The organism is Microbispora sp. NBC_01389 (assembly GCF_045040095.1).
In the GTDB taxonomy this organism is placed as follows: domain Bacteria; phylum Actinomycetota; class Actinomycetes; order Streptosporangiales; family Streptosporangiaceae; genus Microbispora.
On record NZ_CP109552.1, the window covers coordinates 247,474 to 262,107 of the forward strand.

The 14,634-nt window shown below is 72.1% G+C and carries 14 protein-coding genes; 9 read left to right on the forward strand and 5 right to left on the reverse strand.

Annotated elements, in window-relative coordinates; all coding sequences use genetic code 11:
- Positions 1 to 134: 134 nt before the first annotated feature.
- The 3 genes from OG344_RS01180 to OG344_RS01190 form a co-directional block, all read right to left on the reverse strand.
- Complete coding sequence (locus tag OG344_RS01180; protein ID WP_405089030.1) at positions 135 to 338, reverse strand: cold-shock protein; 204 nt, start codon at positions 336 to 338, stop codon at positions 135 to 137.
- 212 nt (positions 339 to 550) lie between these two features.
- The gene (locus OG344_RS01185) at positions 551 to 1,534 is read right to left on the reverse strand and encodes a phosphotransferase enzyme family protein (protein WP_405086578.1); all 984 of its coding nucleotides are present in this window, start codon (positions 1,532 to 1,534) and stop codon (positions 551 to 553) included.
- A 31-nt stretch (positions 1,535 to 1,565) separates the two neighbouring features.
- Positions 1,566 to 3,029 carry an XRE family transcriptional regulator gene (locus tag OG344_RS01190; RefSeq protein ID WP_327047385.1) on the reverse strand — a complete coding sequence of 488 codons (1,464 nt, stop codon included), beginning with the start codon at positions 3,027 to 3,029 and terminating at the stop codon, positions 1,566 to 1,568.
- Positions 3,030 to 3,268: 239 nt separating this feature from the next.
- Here OG344_RS01190 and OG344_RS01195 point away from each other — a divergent pair, with 239 nt between their 5' ends.
- The 5 genes from OG344_RS01195 (at position 3,269) to OG344_RS01215 (ending at position 5,021) form a co-directional block, all read left to right on the forward strand.
- Positions 3,269 to 3,556 carry a hypothetical protein gene (locus OG344_RS01195; RefSeq protein WP_117408619.1) on the forward strand — a complete coding sequence of 96 codons (288 nt, stop codon included), beginning with the start codon at positions 3,269 to 3,271 and terminating at the stop codon, positions 3,554 to 3,556.
- A gap of 80 nt (positions 3,557 to 3,636) precedes the next feature.
- Positions 3,637 to 3,840 carry a hypothetical protein gene (locus tag OG344_RS01200; protein ID WP_327047386.1) on the forward strand — a complete coding sequence of 68 codons (204 nt, stop codon included), beginning with the start codon at positions 3,637 to 3,639 and terminating at the stop codon, positions 3,838 to 3,840.
- 7 nt (positions 3,841 to 3,847) lie between these two features.
- Positions 3,848 to 4,315 (forward strand): Clp protease N-terminal domain-containing protein, encoded by a 468-nt coding sequence (locus OG344_RS01205; RefSeq protein ID WP_405086579.1) that lies wholly within the window; start codon positions 3,848 to 3,850, stop codon positions 4,313 to 4,315.
- Between the two features lie 32 nt (positions 4,316 to 4,347).
- Positions 4,348 to 4,599 carry a type II toxin-antitoxin system Phd/YefM family antitoxin gene (locus OG344_RS01210; protein WP_327047388.1) on the forward strand — a complete coding sequence of 84 codons (252 nt, stop codon included), beginning with the start codon at positions 4,348 to 4,350 and terminating at the stop codon, positions 4,597 to 4,599.
- Positions 4,599 to 5,021: a type II toxin-antitoxin system VapC family toxin gene (locus tag OG344_RS01215; RefSeq protein ID WP_327047389.1), complete on the forward strand. Its 423-nt coding sequence runs from the start codon at positions 4,599 to 4,601 to the stop codon at positions 5,019 to 5,021. Before OG344_RS01210 ends, OG344_RS01215 begins: the two co-directional genes overlap by 1 nt.
- A gap of 9 nt (positions 5,022 to 5,030) precedes the next feature.
- Here OG344_RS01215 and OG344_RS01220 read toward each other — a convergent pair whose 3' ends face one another.
- A complete protein-coding gene (locus OG344_RS01220; RefSeq protein WP_405086580.1) occupies positions 5,031 to 5,774 on the reverse strand; it encodes a DUF427 domain-containing protein in 744 nt (247 codons plus the stop codon).
- A gap of 137 nt (positions 5,775 to 5,911) precedes the next feature.
- On the opposite strand from OG344_RS01220, the gene cysS reads away from it, so the two are divergent.
- A complete protein-coding gene (gene cysS, locus OG344_RS01225; protein WP_405086582.1) occupies positions 5,912 to 7,288 on the forward strand; it encodes a cysteine--tRNA ligase in 1,377 nt (458 codons plus the stop codon).
- A 310-nt stretch (positions 7,289 to 7,598) separates the two neighbouring features.
- Here cysS and OG344_RS01230 read toward each other — a convergent pair whose 3' ends face one another.
- Positions 7,599 to 8,711: a glycosyltransferase family 4 protein gene (locus tag OG344_RS01230; RefSeq protein ID WP_405086584.1), complete on the reverse strand. Its 1,113-nt coding sequence runs from the start codon at positions 8,709 to 8,711 to the stop codon at positions 7,599 to 7,601.
- Between the two features lie 144 nt (positions 8,712 to 8,855).
- On the opposite strand from OG344_RS01230, the gene OG344_RS01235 reads away from it, so the two are divergent.
- The 3 genes from OG344_RS01235 to OG344_RS01245 all read left to right on the forward strand — a co-directional run bounded on the left by OG344_RS01235 (position 8,856) and on the right by OG344_RS01245 (position 14,550).
- Positions 8,856 to 9,653: a PIG-L family deacetylase gene (locus OG344_RS01235; RefSeq protein ID WP_327047393.1), complete on the forward strand. Its 798-nt coding sequence runs from the start codon at positions 8,856 to 8,858 to the stop codon at positions 9,651 to 9,653.
- A gap of 5 nt (positions 9,654 to 9,658) precedes the next feature.
- Positions 9,659 to 10,879, forward strand: coding sequence for a lysylphosphatidylglycerol synthase domain-containing protein (locus tag OG344_RS01240; protein ID WP_405086585.1), 1,221 nt, complete (start codon positions 9,659 to 9,661; stop codon positions 10,877 to 10,879).
- Between the two features lie 311 nt (positions 10,880 to 11,190).
- The gene (locus tag OG344_RS01245; RefSeq protein ID WP_405086586.1) at positions 11,191 to 14,550 is read left to right on the forward strand and encodes a BTAD domain-containing putative transcriptional regulator; all 3,360 of its coding nucleotides are present in this window, start codon (positions 11,191 to 11,193) and stop codon (positions 14,548 to 14,550) included.
- Positions 14,551 to 14,634 lie beyond the last annotated feature (84 nt).

A 14,634-nucleotide genomic window follows, 5' to 3' on the forward strand; every position in this document is an offset into this window, starting at 1 on the left:
TGAGTCTCATGACCGTTCCCGCTGCCCGGCAAAGGAACGGCAAAACATCGGGCCCGCGCCGCCGGAACGGCGCGGGCCGACGAGGTACCGCCGGTGCGGCCGATCACGGCCGAACCGTCACCGCGAGTCACGATCTACAGCGGCGTGACCTGTTCGGCCTGCGGTCCCTTGGTGCCCTGAACGGTCACATAACTGACTCTCTGGTTCTGGTCCAGCGAACGATAACCGTTCGACGTTATCGCCGAATAATGAACGAACACGTCAGGGGTGCCGTCGTCCGGAGCGATGAAACCGAAGCCCTTTTCGGAGTTGAACCACTTGACAGTGCCTTCAGACAACTGCTTCTCCTTCTTGGAAGCCGCACCATGTTCCCAGGTCGGGAGCATGAGGCTGCGTAGCGGAATCGTCGCCCATCCGCGTGGGACGCTGGAATGGCACGCACGCCCGCCGCCGGGGACAACCCGGGTGCGCTTTTCACAGACCACGTTTTTGGTAATCGTCCACTGCGACACTCACAGCCTGTACGGACAGTACCCGCGATTACCTGAGGCTATGCCGGTGCCGCCATGTACCACCGGGCCTGGCCGTCACCGCGCGTGAGTGAGTCGAGCCGGCGGGGCAGTTCCTGCCGGGAGAACGGGTCTCCGGCGGCGTTGCGGATGTGGATGCCCACGGCGTACATGTCCCGCACCTCCATGAGCGTGCCGTAGCCCGGCCACTGCCGCAGGTCGGAGCCGTACGCGTGGGCGAAGCCGTCCACGTCGTCCGTCGACAGCCCGAACCGGCGCTGCCCGTGATAGGTGTGCACCAGGTCCCACTCGCGCGGCCCGACGGCCACACCGTCCCAGTCGCACAGCACCACGTGCCCGTCCTGGCAGCGCAGCAGGTTGTCGATCCACGCGTCTCCGTGCAGCAGCACCGGCGCACCGGTGTCCAGGTCGCGCCAGCGCCCGGTGAGCTCCTCGATGCGGTCGCTCAGCCAGGACCGCTGCCCGGGGGTGAGCACCTCGGCCCGCTGCTCCACCGCGTGCCGCACCTCGGCGAGCGGGTCGGTGAGCGTCCGCAGCCCCATCGGCGGCACCGGCTCGCGGTGGAGGCTGCGCAGCACCCCGCCGAGTTGCCGGGTCGTCGGACGGCCCCGGGAGGGGACGTACCGCCAGAAGGTCACCGCCCGTCCCTCGTGGACGATGGGCTGACCGGGGATCTCGTCGACCGGCCGCACGGTCGGGAAGCCCCGGTCGGCGAGCCAGCGGGCGACCGCCAGGACCACCGGCAGGCGGGTCAGCGCGTCCGGCGCCGTCGCGATCCGCACCACCATCTCCCCGCTCGTCTGCCCGCGTGCCCTGCCGCCTGCCCTGCCGCCGCCTGCCCTGCCGTCGCCTGCCCTGTCCCAGCCCGGCGCGTTCGCGCGCAGCTTGAAGACGGCGTTGCTGCGCAGCCGCATGAGCTGCGCGCCACGCGCGTCCACCCCGATCCGCGCGCAGACCTCGCGCAGGACCTCGAACGCCTCCTCGGCCAGCGACGGGCGTTCCATGATCCTCATGCCGGAGGCCCCCACGACGGCGTCAGGCGTTCTCTGCGGACGGGAACAGCCCGCTCAGCACGAGCGCGGGCGACGACTCGGCCAGCACCTGCCGCAGGCGCCGTACGGCGGGCAGGGAGGGGTCGGCGTCCGCGAGCAGGGCCCTGGCCCGGGTGACCACGATCGAGGTGCGGTGCTCGGCCGGCACCTGCCGCAGCGCCTCGGCCGCGATCCGGCAGGCCTCCTCGTGGTCGCCGCTCCTCGCGAGATGGCTCGCCTGGTCGAGCAGGATCAGCGCCGGGTCGATCGTCTGGAAGCCCGGCGGGAAGGTGTCCATCCCCTTGATCTTCTGGGCGTCCCCCAGCTCGATCAGGGTGCCGGTGCGGTAGAACGTCATCCGCTTCTCGGTGAAGACGAAGGCGAGGTCGTCCTGGCTCATGCCGCGCATCCGGGCGAAGATCTGCTCGGCCTCGGCGAGCGCGATCCTGGCCGCCTTGCCGTCTCCCATCCTGGCCAGCGCGCGGGCCTCGGCCGCCGCCGCGAGCGCCGCCGGGGAACTGGGCGCAGAACCGGCCAGCATCCGCGCCTCGCGGGCCAGCCGGACGGTCTCGTTCAGGTCGCCGTAGTAGTACAGGAGCATCGTCTGCTGGGCGCGGACGAGCGCGCGCAGCCGCAGGTCGCCCACGTCGTCGGAGGCGGCCCGGGCGGTGCCGTACCACGTGTGGGCCTGGCGCGTGTCGCCCAGCTTCATCAGCGCGTCGGCGGCGAGCAGCGTGAGCATCGTGGTCGCGGTGAGCAGGCGGCGCTGCACCGAGGACGGCTGGCGGGCGGCGCTGAGCCGGCGCACGTCCGAGATCTCCAGCATGACCCGGCAGAGCATCGGCATCGGCGGGGTCGTCATGTATTCGCGGCGGTAGCGCAGGACCTGCTCGTCCAGCCGGTCGAGCTGGTCCTCGTTCACCGTGCCCATGGCGAGAGTGCGGTCGAGCTCGTGGCGGATGCCCTCGACCTCGGCGAAGAACCGGCCGTTCGGCGTGCCGAGCAGCATCGCCTGGTGGAACAGCGCCCGGCGCTCGGCGTCGTCGGCGGTCAGGTCCTCCGTACGGGCCTGCTCGCCGGTCTGGCCCGGCCCCACCACGACGATCCGCTGCCCGCCCGTGTCCTCGCAGTAGTCGGCGGCGAGGCCGAGCCGGACGGCGTTGGCACGATACAAGCGGGCCAGCAGGTCGATCGTCTGCGGGCGCGGGCGGGCGCGGTTGTTCTCCCAGGCGTTCAGCAGGTCGATGCTCGCGTGCGGGTGCCCGAGGTCCTGCTGGTCACACAGGTGCTCCAGCTCCTCGATGGCCTGCCGGGCCGACCAGCCGCGCCCGAGCCGGTGGGCCTTCAGCAGGCTGACACCACAGCACCCGTGGATCGCCTGGACGGTCTGCCACAGCGTCCACTGCCGAATCTGCGCCTGTTCGCGCCAGCGTCGCGCGCAAGCGGGTGAGTGCTCTCCGCGGGCCATGGACACGCCCTCCGTTTGTGCAGAGTCCCCGTTTACGGTTGTTTCCCCAACGTAAAGGAGCAGGTACCCAACCCCCCGCGACTGTTATGCGTTCGTGGCCGGGAACCCGCGTCTGTTCCACGGAATCGGGGTGAGTTCCCTGGTTATTGCACGGTTTCGCGGGATCCGGACGATTGCCGGTGTGTCGTAGCGGGTTCACCCTTTCCGGTGATAGGTCCTGACGTTCCCCGGAGGCGACGATGACGACGGTAGACCGTAGTGCGGCGATGGACCATCTGGAGCGGCTCGCGGCCCAACTGGAGGCCCACTCGTTCCAGGTACGCCTGACTGCGCCGGCGGGCCTCTACCCGCGTCTGCGTGTCATCAACCCCATGGAGCCCACGATGGCCGAGGACGTGCTGGCGTCCAACGCCAGCGACGGAGAGTGGTGGTACTGGCTGTCCTGGGCGGGCCGCATCGGCCACGCCTCGGACGTCGTCACCGCCGCCGAGCGCATCGCCAGCGTCCTGCACGTCATCCGCCGCTGACCGGACGCCGGCGACACCAAACCGAGCGGCCTGTCAGTCTGAATTGACACTGACCTTCGTGTCAGTGCAGACTGACAGGCATGGATCCCGAAGTTCTCTCTCAGCGGGTGGCGAGCGCCGACCCGGCCGTGGCACTGCGCGCGGTCACCGCCCTGCGCAGGCTGGCCGAGCAGGTCGAGGCGGCGTCCGTCGCACGGGCCCGCGAACAGGGCTGGACGTGGGAGCAGATCGGGGACGCCCTCGGGATGTCCCGGCAGTCGGCGCACGCGAAGTACGGGAAGTGAGGACGCGATGCTCGGACGTTTCACGAAGAAGAGCCCGTTCGCCAGGGTGGTGACCGCGGCCCTGGAGGAGGCCAGGCGGCGGGGAGACCGGCGCGTCGGCACCGAGCACCTGCTGCTCGGCCTGCTCGCCGAGCCCGCGGCCGAGCCCGCCCGCGCCCTCGGCGCGGGCCTCGACGACGCCCGCGCCGCCCTCGACGGGATGGACAGCGAGGCCCTGGAGGCCATCGGCGTCCACGTCGCGGACCTCCCGGCGTCGGCGGGGCCCCGCCGGCATCCGGCCCTGTCCGTGGGCACGCTCACCACGGCGGCCCGCGCCACCGTCCACCGGGCCGTCGGCGCCAGTCCGACCGGGAGCCGCGACCTGGCCCCCCGTCACCTGCTGACCGCCCTGCTCGATCTCGAACGCCCCGACCCGGCCGCCGAACTGATCGAACGCCTCCGCATCGACCGCGCCGCCGCCCGCCGGCTCCTATAATTCAGTCTGGACAGACTAGACAGGAGCACGCCATGACCGCCTGGCAAGTGCAGGAGGCGAAACAACGATTCAGCGAAGTGGTGCGCCGCGCGCTGGACGAGGGCCCCCAGGTGGTCACCCGGCACGGTGAGGAGGTCGCGGTGGTCATCGACATCGCCGAATATCGCCGCCTGCATGGGGACGCTCCCGACTTGACCCACTTCCTCCTCGCGGATCCCGACTGGAACGACGACACCGAGTTCCCTCGCAACAAGGACCTGCCGCGAGAGGTGGATCTCGGCTGATGGCAGCCGGTTATCTGCTGGACACCAACGTGGTGTCAGAGGTGCGCAAGCGTAACGGAAGCGTCGCCGTAAGGGACTGGATCGGTGCCGCACACGGTCCCACGCTGCATCTGAGCAGCCTCACTATCGGCGAGATTCGCTGCGGGGTCGAACTCCGCAGGCGCAACGACCCCGCCCAGGCGGCGGTGCTCGAACGCTGGTTGCACGCCCTGCTCCGTCAGTTCGGTGACCGGATCGTCCCCATCACTCCCGAGGTGGCCGAGGAGTGGGGACGGCTCAACGCCGTACGGACACTGCCGACCGCGGACGGCCTGATCGCGGCCACGGCGAGAGTGAACGGCTGGACCCTGGTAAGCCGGAACGTCAAGGATTTCGAGGGCACCGGAGTTTCCGTGCTCAATCCGTTCGGCCTGCACAGCTGACCGGCGGGGTCAGGAGAACTTGGTCTTCGGGCGGGGCTGGAGGACGCCGTCGACGTAGACGTCCACCTTCTCGTCGTAGAAGGCGACCAGGCCGGCGATCTTCTGTGACTCCGGGAGCGGGGTGGGATACGACCAGACGAGGTCCCTGCCCGGCTCGTCCTCGCCGACCGACCAGTACTCCGCCCGCCCCTTGTACGGGCAGCGCGTCACGGTCTCCGACGGGCGGAGCAGGTCCAGCCGTACGTCTGTCTTCGGCAGGTAGTAGCGCGGGGGCAGGCCGGTCTCGAACAGGATGCGCGGGCCGCGCGAGTCGGCGACGGTGACGCCGCCCACCTCGATGCGGACGTGGCGCGAGCTCGCGAGGACGTCCACCCGTGTGTAGGGGTCACGGGCGTGCACGAAGACCTCCTCGTCCTCCTCGAACCAGTTGTCCATCGCGTCCCATTCGAAGCGGACGTGCCCGCGGATCTCCGCCAGCGGCGCGTCGTCGCCATGGACCAGGGCGGCGCCCGGCCTGCCGGCCACGTCGTGGACCGGCGCGTCGCCCCGGCTCGGCGAGTGCCGCGTCTCGCCGGTGGCCTTGAGCGCGTCCATGCGGACGTCCTCCACCGGGAAGTAGTACGTCGGGTAGTAGGGACCCTCCCAGACCAGCAGGGCGCGGGTGGTGTCGGCCACCGGCAGTCCCTCGGCATAGACGCGCACGCGCTTGGCCGTCGGCTCCACCCGGACACGGCCCCGTTTCGTCGGCTCCATGGCAGCGGCAACGAGCGGGCGAGACGTCCTTATTCCCCCACCCGCGCACACCCTCACAATCGACATTTCCCGGTGTGCGAACCCGAGTCGGCCCGCACTATCGACAGCGAGCGGATTAGTCGCTTACCCTCGGCTAGGTGGGTCTTCGCCTTTACGATACGCATCGCCGCGCCGTCCGCGATTTCGTCCCCCGAATTCCCGGAAAGGTGTCGATTTATCTCTGCGGCCCCACCGTCGTCGTTCCACCGCACGTGGGACAGCTCAGGTCGCAGGTGAACTTCGATATTCTGCACCGCTGGCTGAAAAGCAGCGGATATGAAGTCCTGCTCTGCCGGAACGTCACCGACATCGAGGACAAGATAATCGGCAGGTCGCTTTCCGAGGGAATTCCGTGGTGGCGGATCACCGATCCCGTGCACCGCGCCTTCGTACGCGCCTACGCCGCCCTGGGCTGCCTTCCTCCCAGCGTGGAGCCTCGGGCGACCGGGCACATTCCCGAGATGGTCGAGATGATCGAGGAACTCGTGGCGGCCGGGCACGCCTACGAGGCCGACGGCAACGTCTACTTCTCGGTCGACTCCTATCCGCACTACGGGTCCCTTTCCCGGCAGCAGGCCCGGCATCTTCGGGCGGCCGAGGAACACGAACGCGGGAAACGCGACCCACGCGATTTCGCGTTGTGGAAGAGCGCCAAACCAGGCGAGCCGGTGTGGCACTCGCCCTGGGGCGAGGGGCGCCCGGGATGGCACCTGGAATGCTCCGCGATGGCCCGCCGGTATCTCGGCACGGAATTCGACATCCACGGCGGCGGAGTCAATCTGATATTTCCGCACCACGAGAACGAAATGGCCCAGTCACGCGCCGCGGGAGACGCCTTCGCGCGATTCTGGCTGCACAACGGCCCGGTCACCCAGGGCGGCGAGAAAGTGCGTAAACACCTACGCAACCCGCTGGCCCTCCCGGCCCTGCTCGACCGCGTACGGCCGGCCGAACTCCGCTATTACCTGGCGGCCGCCCATTACCGGTCTCCGGTCGAATTCAGCGTCGACGCCCTGGACGAGGCGGCCGCGGCCTACCGGCGCGTCGAGAGGTTCGTGGTGCGGGCGGGCTCGGACGCCGCTCCCCCGTCCGTCCCCCTTCCCGCCCCCCTTCCCACGCAGTTCAGCGCGGCGATGGACAGCGACCTGAACGTGCCGCAGGCTCTGGCCGCCGTCCACGCGGCGGTGGCGGACGGCAACGCCGCCCTGGCCGCCGGGGACCGCGAGAGGGCGGTGCGGGAATGCCGCTCGGCCCGGGCCATGCTGAATGTCCTCGGTCTCGACCCGCTCAGCGCGAACTGGCACCGCGAAACGCATCTGCAGGAAGTCGCGGGCGCGGTGCTGCGGGTGGTTCGCAATCTCGCCTCCGCCAGCGCCCGGCAGGGTGATCACGATCGTGCGCGGGCCATGGAACAGCACATCGAGACGACGCTCGCTAATCGCCGCCAAATCGAGCACCCCGCTCTTATCAGATAGATCTTGAGCCGCCTGCCGAGTGAGCGTTCACATCCCCCGAGGCCCCAGTCCGCGCCAGGCCCTACACGGCACCGGGAGACGCCGGGGTGACCGGACCGCGCATGTTACAAGAACAAGAACTGACGCATGGAGGGTAATCCTGACCAAATCATGGGAATCATGACGGCACCAGCCGAGCGGACACCGCCGAAAGGAGGGCCGGATGAAGAAGGTGCAGATCGTGCAGCGACCGCGGCCGCCGAGAACGCCAGCCCCGGTCGACCTGCGCACCCCTTCGGGAAGGGTCCTCCCGTTCTGAGCACGCCCCCGGTCAGCCCCTGGCCAGCTCGTAGCAGCGGGCGAAGCCCTCCAGCACCGCGGGCCAGGAACACCTGACCGGCTCGGTCTCCCGATTGTGCTCGGCGATCGACTGCCGCAGGGCGGAGTCGCGGGTCAGCCGGACGACCGAGGCCACCAGGTCGTCGAACGTACGGCCCAGCAGGCCCTCCTTGCCGGGCCTGACGAAGTCGGCCACCCCGCTCTGCGCCCGTGCCACGACCGGCACCCCCGCCGCGCGGGCCTCCAGCGCGGCCAGCCCGAACGATTCGCGCGGGGCCGGGGCGACGAACACGTCGGCCGCCGCCAGCAACGCCCTGATCTGCTCACGGGTGTACCTGCCCGGCAGCGACACCCAGCCCATCCGCCGCTCCCGCAGATAACGCTCCATCCGCCCGCGGGCGGGACCGTCCCCCACGATCGTCGCGCGCATCACGATCTCTCCCGGCACCCGCGAGCGCGCCGCCTCCAGCAGCTTGAGCAGCCGCAGCGGCTGCTTGCGCGGCGCGAGCCTGCCTACCGCCACCACGTGCACGGCCCTGCCCACCGGCCCGTCCACCGGCCCGTCCACCGGCCCGTCCGGGCCGGGCCGCCAGGAGGTCACGTCGAGCCCGTTGGAAACGACCTGCACCGGCACGCGCGGGCCCGCCACCTCGCGGATGGGCCGGGCGGCGGCCTCGCTGACCGCGCTGACGACCAGCCCCCAGCGCCGCCAGCCGAAGGCGCCCTGCAGCGCCCGGTAGATCCCCCGGGTGACCGGGTCCCACATGCTGTGCACGGTCGCGACCACCGGGAGCCCGGCCCGCACCGCCGCGCGCACCCCCATCCACGCGAACGGCGAGACGGCCCCGGTGTGGACGTGCGCGACGTCGTACCGCCCGCTCGCCATGATCCGCAGCAGGTGGCCGGTCCCGCGCGGATGCACCGGCAGGTCGAACGGGAGGTTCGCGACCACCCGGTGCACACCGGGCAGCGGCTCCCCCGGCGTCGCCGTCACCACCTCGACCTGATGACCCGCCTCACGCTGCGCCCTGACGAGATCGGCGACCTGCACCTCGATGCCTCCGAGCCGCGGCAGGTAGCAGTCGCTGACGTGGAGAATCCTCACCGGGTCAGCCTGACAGAGCGCGCGATGCCCATCAAACCGGCCGCTCCCCGGCAGGGGTGGCGTCACGGGACGCGGACCACGTGGGATCATGGCACGAGGACGACACGTGGTGGAGCACACTATGACAACGTTCCGTGGGGCGCGATGAGCACAGCGGTGTTCTTCCACGCCCATCCCGACGACGAGGCGCTGCTGACCGCCGGAACCATGGCGATGCTGGCCGACGAGGGACACCGGGTGGTGCTCGTCGTCGCGACCGCCGGAGAGCGCGGCCTCGCCGAACTGCCCAGGGGCGATGAGCTGGGCAGAACCAGAATGGACGAGCTGTACCGGTCGGCCGCGGCCCTCGGCTGCGCCCGGGTCGTGCTGCTCGGTTACGGCGACTCCGGCCTGGCGATCGACGGCGGCGTGGCCGACGACCGGTCCGACAACGCGTTCATCGACGCCGACGTCGAGGACGCGGCGCAGCGGCTGGCCGCGGTCCTCAAGGAGGAGGCGGCCGGCCTGCTCACGATCTACGACCCGGCCGGGGGCTACGGCCACCCCGACCACGTGCAGGTCTACCGGGTCGGCAGCCGCGCCGCCGAGATCGCCGGCACGCCCATCGTGCTGGAGGCGACGGTCGACCGCGACCTGCTGCTCAGGGGCGTACGGCTGGCCGCCCGGTTCTACCCGGCGATCGACGTGCGGAGCTTCGAGCGGGCGTACTCGCCGCGCGAGGCGATCACCCACCGGGTCAGCGTACGCAGGTACGCGAAGGCGAAGCGGGCGTCGATGGCGGCCCACGCCAGCCAGGCGACCGGCGGCGACGGCGACCGCACGCTGGGGGCCATGCTGAGGATCCCCGGCCCCGCCTACCGCTTCGTCTTCGGCACCGAGTGGTACGTCCGCCGGGGGCTGCCCAGAGGCACCCGCCTCCGGCATCCGTTCGACTCCCCCTAAGGGACGTGATCCTCCGTGCGGAGGAGCCGGGCACCCTCGCGGACCGGCAGACTGGAGGCGACCGGAGACCGGACTGGGGGCATTCGCGGGTGAACAGGAAGTGGCTGCAGATAGCGCTGTCCGCGGTGTCGCTCGGGCTGGCCGTGGCCCTGGTGGTCTACCTGCCGCAGATCGTGCACACGCTGACCGGCGCCACCGTGAGCTGGCACGAGATCGGCCGGCGGTTCGGCGGCCTCGGCTGGCAGACCATCGCGCTGATGACCCTGCTCTGGCTGGCCAGCCTGTTGGCGTACACGTACGTGATGACCTCAGCCCTGCCCGGCCTCACCCACCCGCAGGCGCTCACGCTCAACGCGGCCGGCAGCGCGGTGAGCAACCTGCTGCCGTTCGGCGGCGCGGCCGGGGTGGCCCTGACGTTCGGCATGACCCGCGGCTGGGGCTTCGCGAACCGGCCGATCGTCGTCTACACGCTGGTCACCGGCATCTGGAACTCGCTGTTCCGGTTCATCCTGCCGGCCGTGGGGATCGCCTGCCTGCTGATCGCGGGCAAGGCCACCAACCCCACCGTCGCCAAGGCGGGCTGGGCCGGCGCGGTCTCGATCCTCGCGCTGGTGGCCGTGGTCGCGGCCGCGCTCTACTGGGACCGCGCCGCCGCCGTGCTCGGTCGCGCGCTCGACCGGCTCGTACGGCTCGCGCCCCGGCGGTTCCGCCCGGCCGAGCACGCGGCGTCGGCGGCGATCGAACGGCTGCGCAGGGACACGGCCGGCATCATCCACACCCGGTGGGCCGGGCTGTCGCTGGGGATGGTCGCGTTCCTGGTGCTGCAGTGCCTGATCATGGCCGCCTGCATGGTCGCCACCGACTCCTATCCCGGGCCGGCCGAGACCGTGGCCGTGTTCGCGCTGAGCCGCGTCCTCACCACCGCCCTCGTCACGCCCAGCGGGGCGGGGATCATGGAGGGCGGCGTCGCCGCCCTGCTGATCGGGGCGTTCGGCCAGCCCGCGGGCGGGGCCACCGCCGCGGCCGTCCTGTTCGGCTTCTGGACGTACACGATCGAGATCCCGTGGGGCGGGCTCGCGCTCGGCGGCTGGGCGCTGCTGCGCAGGCGGGAGGCGCGGGCCGCGCGCCCGGGCACGGCCCCGGACGCCGACCCCGACCCCGACGCCGACCCCGACACCGACACCGACCCGGGCACGGCCGCCGCGCGGCCCTCCCGCGCCCTCTGAGCGTCCCGCCGGCCCTCCGCCGGCCCTCCGCCGGCCTTCCGCCGGTCCTCCGCCGGTCCCGTGCCGGTCCTGCCGTGAGACTCCCCCGGATATCGCCCGTGATCACCCGGTTGATCGCCTAATATCGCAGGGCGAGAAGGTGCGGGCGCACGGCTTGGGGAAAGTCTTGTGCCCGCTTCGGGGCGCGCATACGGTGACGCCTGAAAGACGCCTGAAAGGCACCCGGCACCCCAGAGCATCCCAGCACACGAACAGACATCCCAAGCACACGCGAAGACGTCCGGCACTCGACAACAGCAGAGGAGCGTCCCATGACTCCCCCGACGAGCCCGGTGACGTTCCGGGTCCTCGGGCCGGTGGGGGCGCACGACGGCGCCGCCGAGCTCGACCTCGGCGGGCTGCGGCAGCGGGCGGTGCTGGCCCGTCTCCTCGCCGCGCGCGGCCAGGTCGTGCCGGTGGACACCCTGCTGTTCGACCTGTGGGACGACGACGCCGCCAAGGGCGCGCAGTCGGGCCTCCAGGTGTACATCTCCCGGCTGCGCCGGGTGCTGGAGCCGAACCGGCCGCGCGGCGGGCCGAACCGGCTGCTCGTGACCGTCGCGTCCGGCTACGCCCTGCGCGCCGCGCCCGAACAGGTCGACGCGCTGCGCTTCGAGGCCACGGTCCGGTCGGCCGGAGAGCGGCTGGAGGAGAACCCGCAGTCCGCCCGGGCCAGGCTGGAGTCGGCGCTCGCGCTGTGGCAGGGCACGCCCTACTCGGACTTCACGGACCAGTCGTGGGCCGAGGCGGAGGTGGCGCGGCTCAGCGAGCTGCGCCTGGTGGCCAGGGAACGGCACGCCGACGCCGGGCTGCGGATGGGCCTGCACGCCGAGACCGTGCCCGACCTGGAGGCGCTGACCACCGAGCACGCCCTGCGCGAGGAGGGCTGGCGGCTGCTCGCGCTCGGCCTGTACCGGTGCGGGCGCCAGGGCGACGCGCTGGCCGCCCTGCGCCGGGCCCGCACGATCCTGGACGACGAGCTGGGCATCGACCCCGGCCCCGCGCTGCGGAAGCTGGAGTCGGACATCCTCGCCCAGGCCCCCGGGCTCGACCTCGTGCTGCCCGCGCCCCGCAGGCCCGTCGAGATCACCGCGACCTGGCCGCCGCGCCCGGTCGCGACCGGGGACGCGCCGCCGCTGGAGCCCGAGCCGTTCGTCGGCCGCGACGCCGAACTGGCCGCGCTCGCCTCCGCCGTGCCCCGCGCGCAGGCGGGCCGGTTCACCGTCGCCGTCGTCAGCGGCGACCCCGGCGCGGGCAAGACCACGCTCGTACGGCGGCTGTTCGAGCGGCTGGAGCACGAGGGCTGGATCGGGGCGACCGGCGGCTGCCCCGACAGCACGGCGACCCCGCCGGGCTGGGCCTGGGTGGAGGTGCTGCGCACGCTCATCTCCCGCAGGGGCGCGGGCGAGTACGCCGCGCTGCTCGCGCCGCTGCTGGACGACGCCGCCCCGGACACGGGCGACGACGAGACGTCGGGGGGCTTCCGGCTGCACCGGGCGGTCGGCGGCTACCTGTCCGCGGTCGCCCGGGAGGCCCCGCTGCTGATCCTCCTGGAGGACCTGCACTGGGCCGACGACCAGACGCTCGCGCTGCTGCGCGCGCTGCCGAGCCTGCTCGCCGCCAGCCGGGTGCTGATCGTGGTGACCTGCCGCGACGGCGAGCTGAACGACCAGCAGCAGGACGTGCTGGCCGCGCTCGCGCGGCTCGACCCGGTGCGGGTCGGCCTCGGCGGCCTCGACGACGCGGCGGTGGCGGAGCTGGTCCGGGCGACCTGCGTGCACGAGGTGGACGAGGAGGTCGTCAGCACGATCGTGGAGCGGGCCGGGGGCAACCCGTTCTTCGTGAAGGAGACGGCCCGCCTGTTCGAGGCCGAGGCGGACATCTCCGAGGTGCCCTCGGGCGTGCGCGACGTGTTGCGGCGGCGGATCGCCCGCCTTCCCGAGCGGGCCCAGCAGGTGCTGCTCCAGGCCGCGGTGATCGGCCGCGACGTGGACGTGGACGTGCTCGTCGACGTCTCCGGCGACGAGGACGCGGTCGTGGACGCGGTCGAGGCGGCGCTGCTCGCCGGCCTTGTGACCGAGCCCGGCCCCGGGAAGCTCAGGTTCGACCACGACCTGGTCAGGGACACGATCTACTCCGACGCCTCCCGGCTGCGCCGGTCGCGGCTGCACGCGGCGGTCGCCTCCGTCATCGAGCAGCGCAGCCCGAACGACGTCGCCGCGCTGGCCCACCACTACGACGCGGCGGGCACGGTGGAGACCTCCGCCCAGGCCGTGCGGTACGCCGGCCTCGCGGCCGAGCAGGCCGAGCGGAGGTTCGCCCACCGCGAGGCGGCCACGCTGTGGCAGCAGGCCATCGCCGCCTTCGATCGTGCTCACACAAGCCGGGCCCACGCGGGCCGCGGACCCGTACGGAACCGGCTGGAGTTACAGCTGCGGCTGATCAGGGCGCTGGCGCTGTGCGGGGACATGACCGCCGCCCGCGCCCACCGTGGAGAGGCGATGGCGGTCGCGCTGCCGTTCGGCGACCTGGAACTGACCGCCCGCGTCGCGGCGGCCCTCGCGGTGCCGCACAAGGGCATCGCCCGCGACTTCACCCGTACGGCCTGGGAGATCGTCGACGTCACCGAGAAGGCCCTGGTCGAGCTCCCCGCGGGAGAGCAGTCGCTGCGGGCCAGCCTGCTCGCCACGCTCGCCCTCGAACTGGAGGGGTCGGCGACCGAGCGCGGCTACCAGGCGTCGCTGGAGGCCGAGGAACTGGCCCGGTCGAGCGGCGACCCCGCGCTGCTCGCCATGGCGCTGAGCGGCCGGCTGCGGCAGTCGTACACGCTGACGCAGGTCGACGAGCGGGAGACGATCGGCCGCGAACTGCTGCGGGTCGGCGCGGAGTCGGGCCAGATCGCCGTGCAGACGCTGGCGCACCTCGTGCTGCTGGAGTGCGCGGCGGCGCGGGGCGCCTTCGCCGAGGCCGACGAGCACCTCGCGCAGGCCGAGCTGCTCGGGCGGCGCTACGACCTGCCCGCCCCCGCCGCCGTCGGCGCGTGGTACGCCGGGCAGCGGCTCATGATCACCGGTGACTACGCGGGGGCCGAGCGCGCCTACCGGAACGCGGCGCGGCTGACCGCGCGCGCGGGCATGCTCGAAGGCCGCCAGGACCTGCCGCTGATCGCCACGTTCTGCCTGCACCTGGTGGACGGGCGGGCCGCGGAGATGGTCGATCCGCTGAGCGAGGCCCACCAGCGCGGCGCCAAGTGGACGCTCGACGCCTACGCCGTGGCGCTCGCCGCCGCCGGCCACGACAGGGACGCCCGGGTGGTGGCCACGAGCCGGGAGCCGGTCCGCACCGACTTCCTCTACGAGCTGACGCTCATCTGGCGCGCGCTCGCCGGGATGCTGCTCGACGACGAGGGCAGGATGCGGGAGGCGTACGAGAAGCTGGCGCCCTTCCACGACCGCATCGCCGGGGCGGGCACGGGGGTGGTCGCCCTCTGGCCGGTGGCCAAGACCCTCGGGGACCTCGCCGTACGGCTCGGCCTGCCGTCCCGGGAGCACTACGAGAAGGCGCTGGCCGTGGCCGAACGGGTGGGCGTGCCGCGCTGGGTCGCCGAGGCCGGCGCGGCGCTCGGCGGATGAGCCCCGGCCCGGAGTTATGGAGGCGAGCTCGCGAAGGCCCCTGTCGGTGGTGGGCGCGTTCCCCGACCGCGTCACACCGCACTA

Bases quoted from the DNA above. Each gene is read 5' to 3' on its own strand.
- OG344_RS01245 (WP_405086586.1), top strand. From the start codon at position 11,191: ATGACTCCCCCGACGAGCCCGGTGACGTTCCGGGTCCTCGGGCCGGTG.
- OG344_RS01190 (WP_327047385.1), bottom strand. From the start codon at position 3,029: ATGGCCCGCGGAGAGCACTCACCCGCTTGCGCGCGACGCTGGCGCGAA.
- OG344_RS01235 (WP_327047393.1), top strand. From the start codon at position 8,856: ATGAGCACAGCGGTGTTCTTCCACGCCCATCCCGACGACGAGGCGCTG.
- OG344_RS01195 (WP_117408619.1), top strand. From the start codon at position 3,269: ATGACGACGGTAGACCGTAGTGCGGCGATGGACCATCTGGAGCGGCTC.
- OG344_RS01215 (WP_327047389.1), top strand. From the start codon at position 4,599: ATGGCAGCCGGTTATCTGCTGGACACCAACGTGGTGTCAGAGGTGCGC.
- OG344_RS01205 (WP_405086579.1), top strand. From the start codon at position 3,848: ATGCTCGGACGTTTCACGAAGAAGAGCCCGTTCGCCAGGGTGGTGACC.
- OG344_RS01220 (WP_405086580.1), bottom strand. From the start codon at position 5,774: ATGGAGCCGACGAAACGGGGCCGTGTCCGGGTGGAGCCGACGGCCAAG.
- OG344_RS01200 (WP_327047386.1), top strand. From the start codon at position 3,637: ATGGATCCCGAAGTTCTCTCTCAGCGGGTGGCGAGCGCCGACCCGGCC.
- OG344_RS01210 (WP_327047388.1), top strand. From the start codon at position 4,348: ATGACCGCCTGGCAAGTGCAGGAGGCGAAACAACGATTCAGCGAAGTG.
- OG344_RS01185 (WP_405086578.1), bottom strand. From the start codon at position 1,534: ATGGAACGCCCGTCGCTGGCCGAGGAGGCGTTCGAGGTCCTGCGCGAG.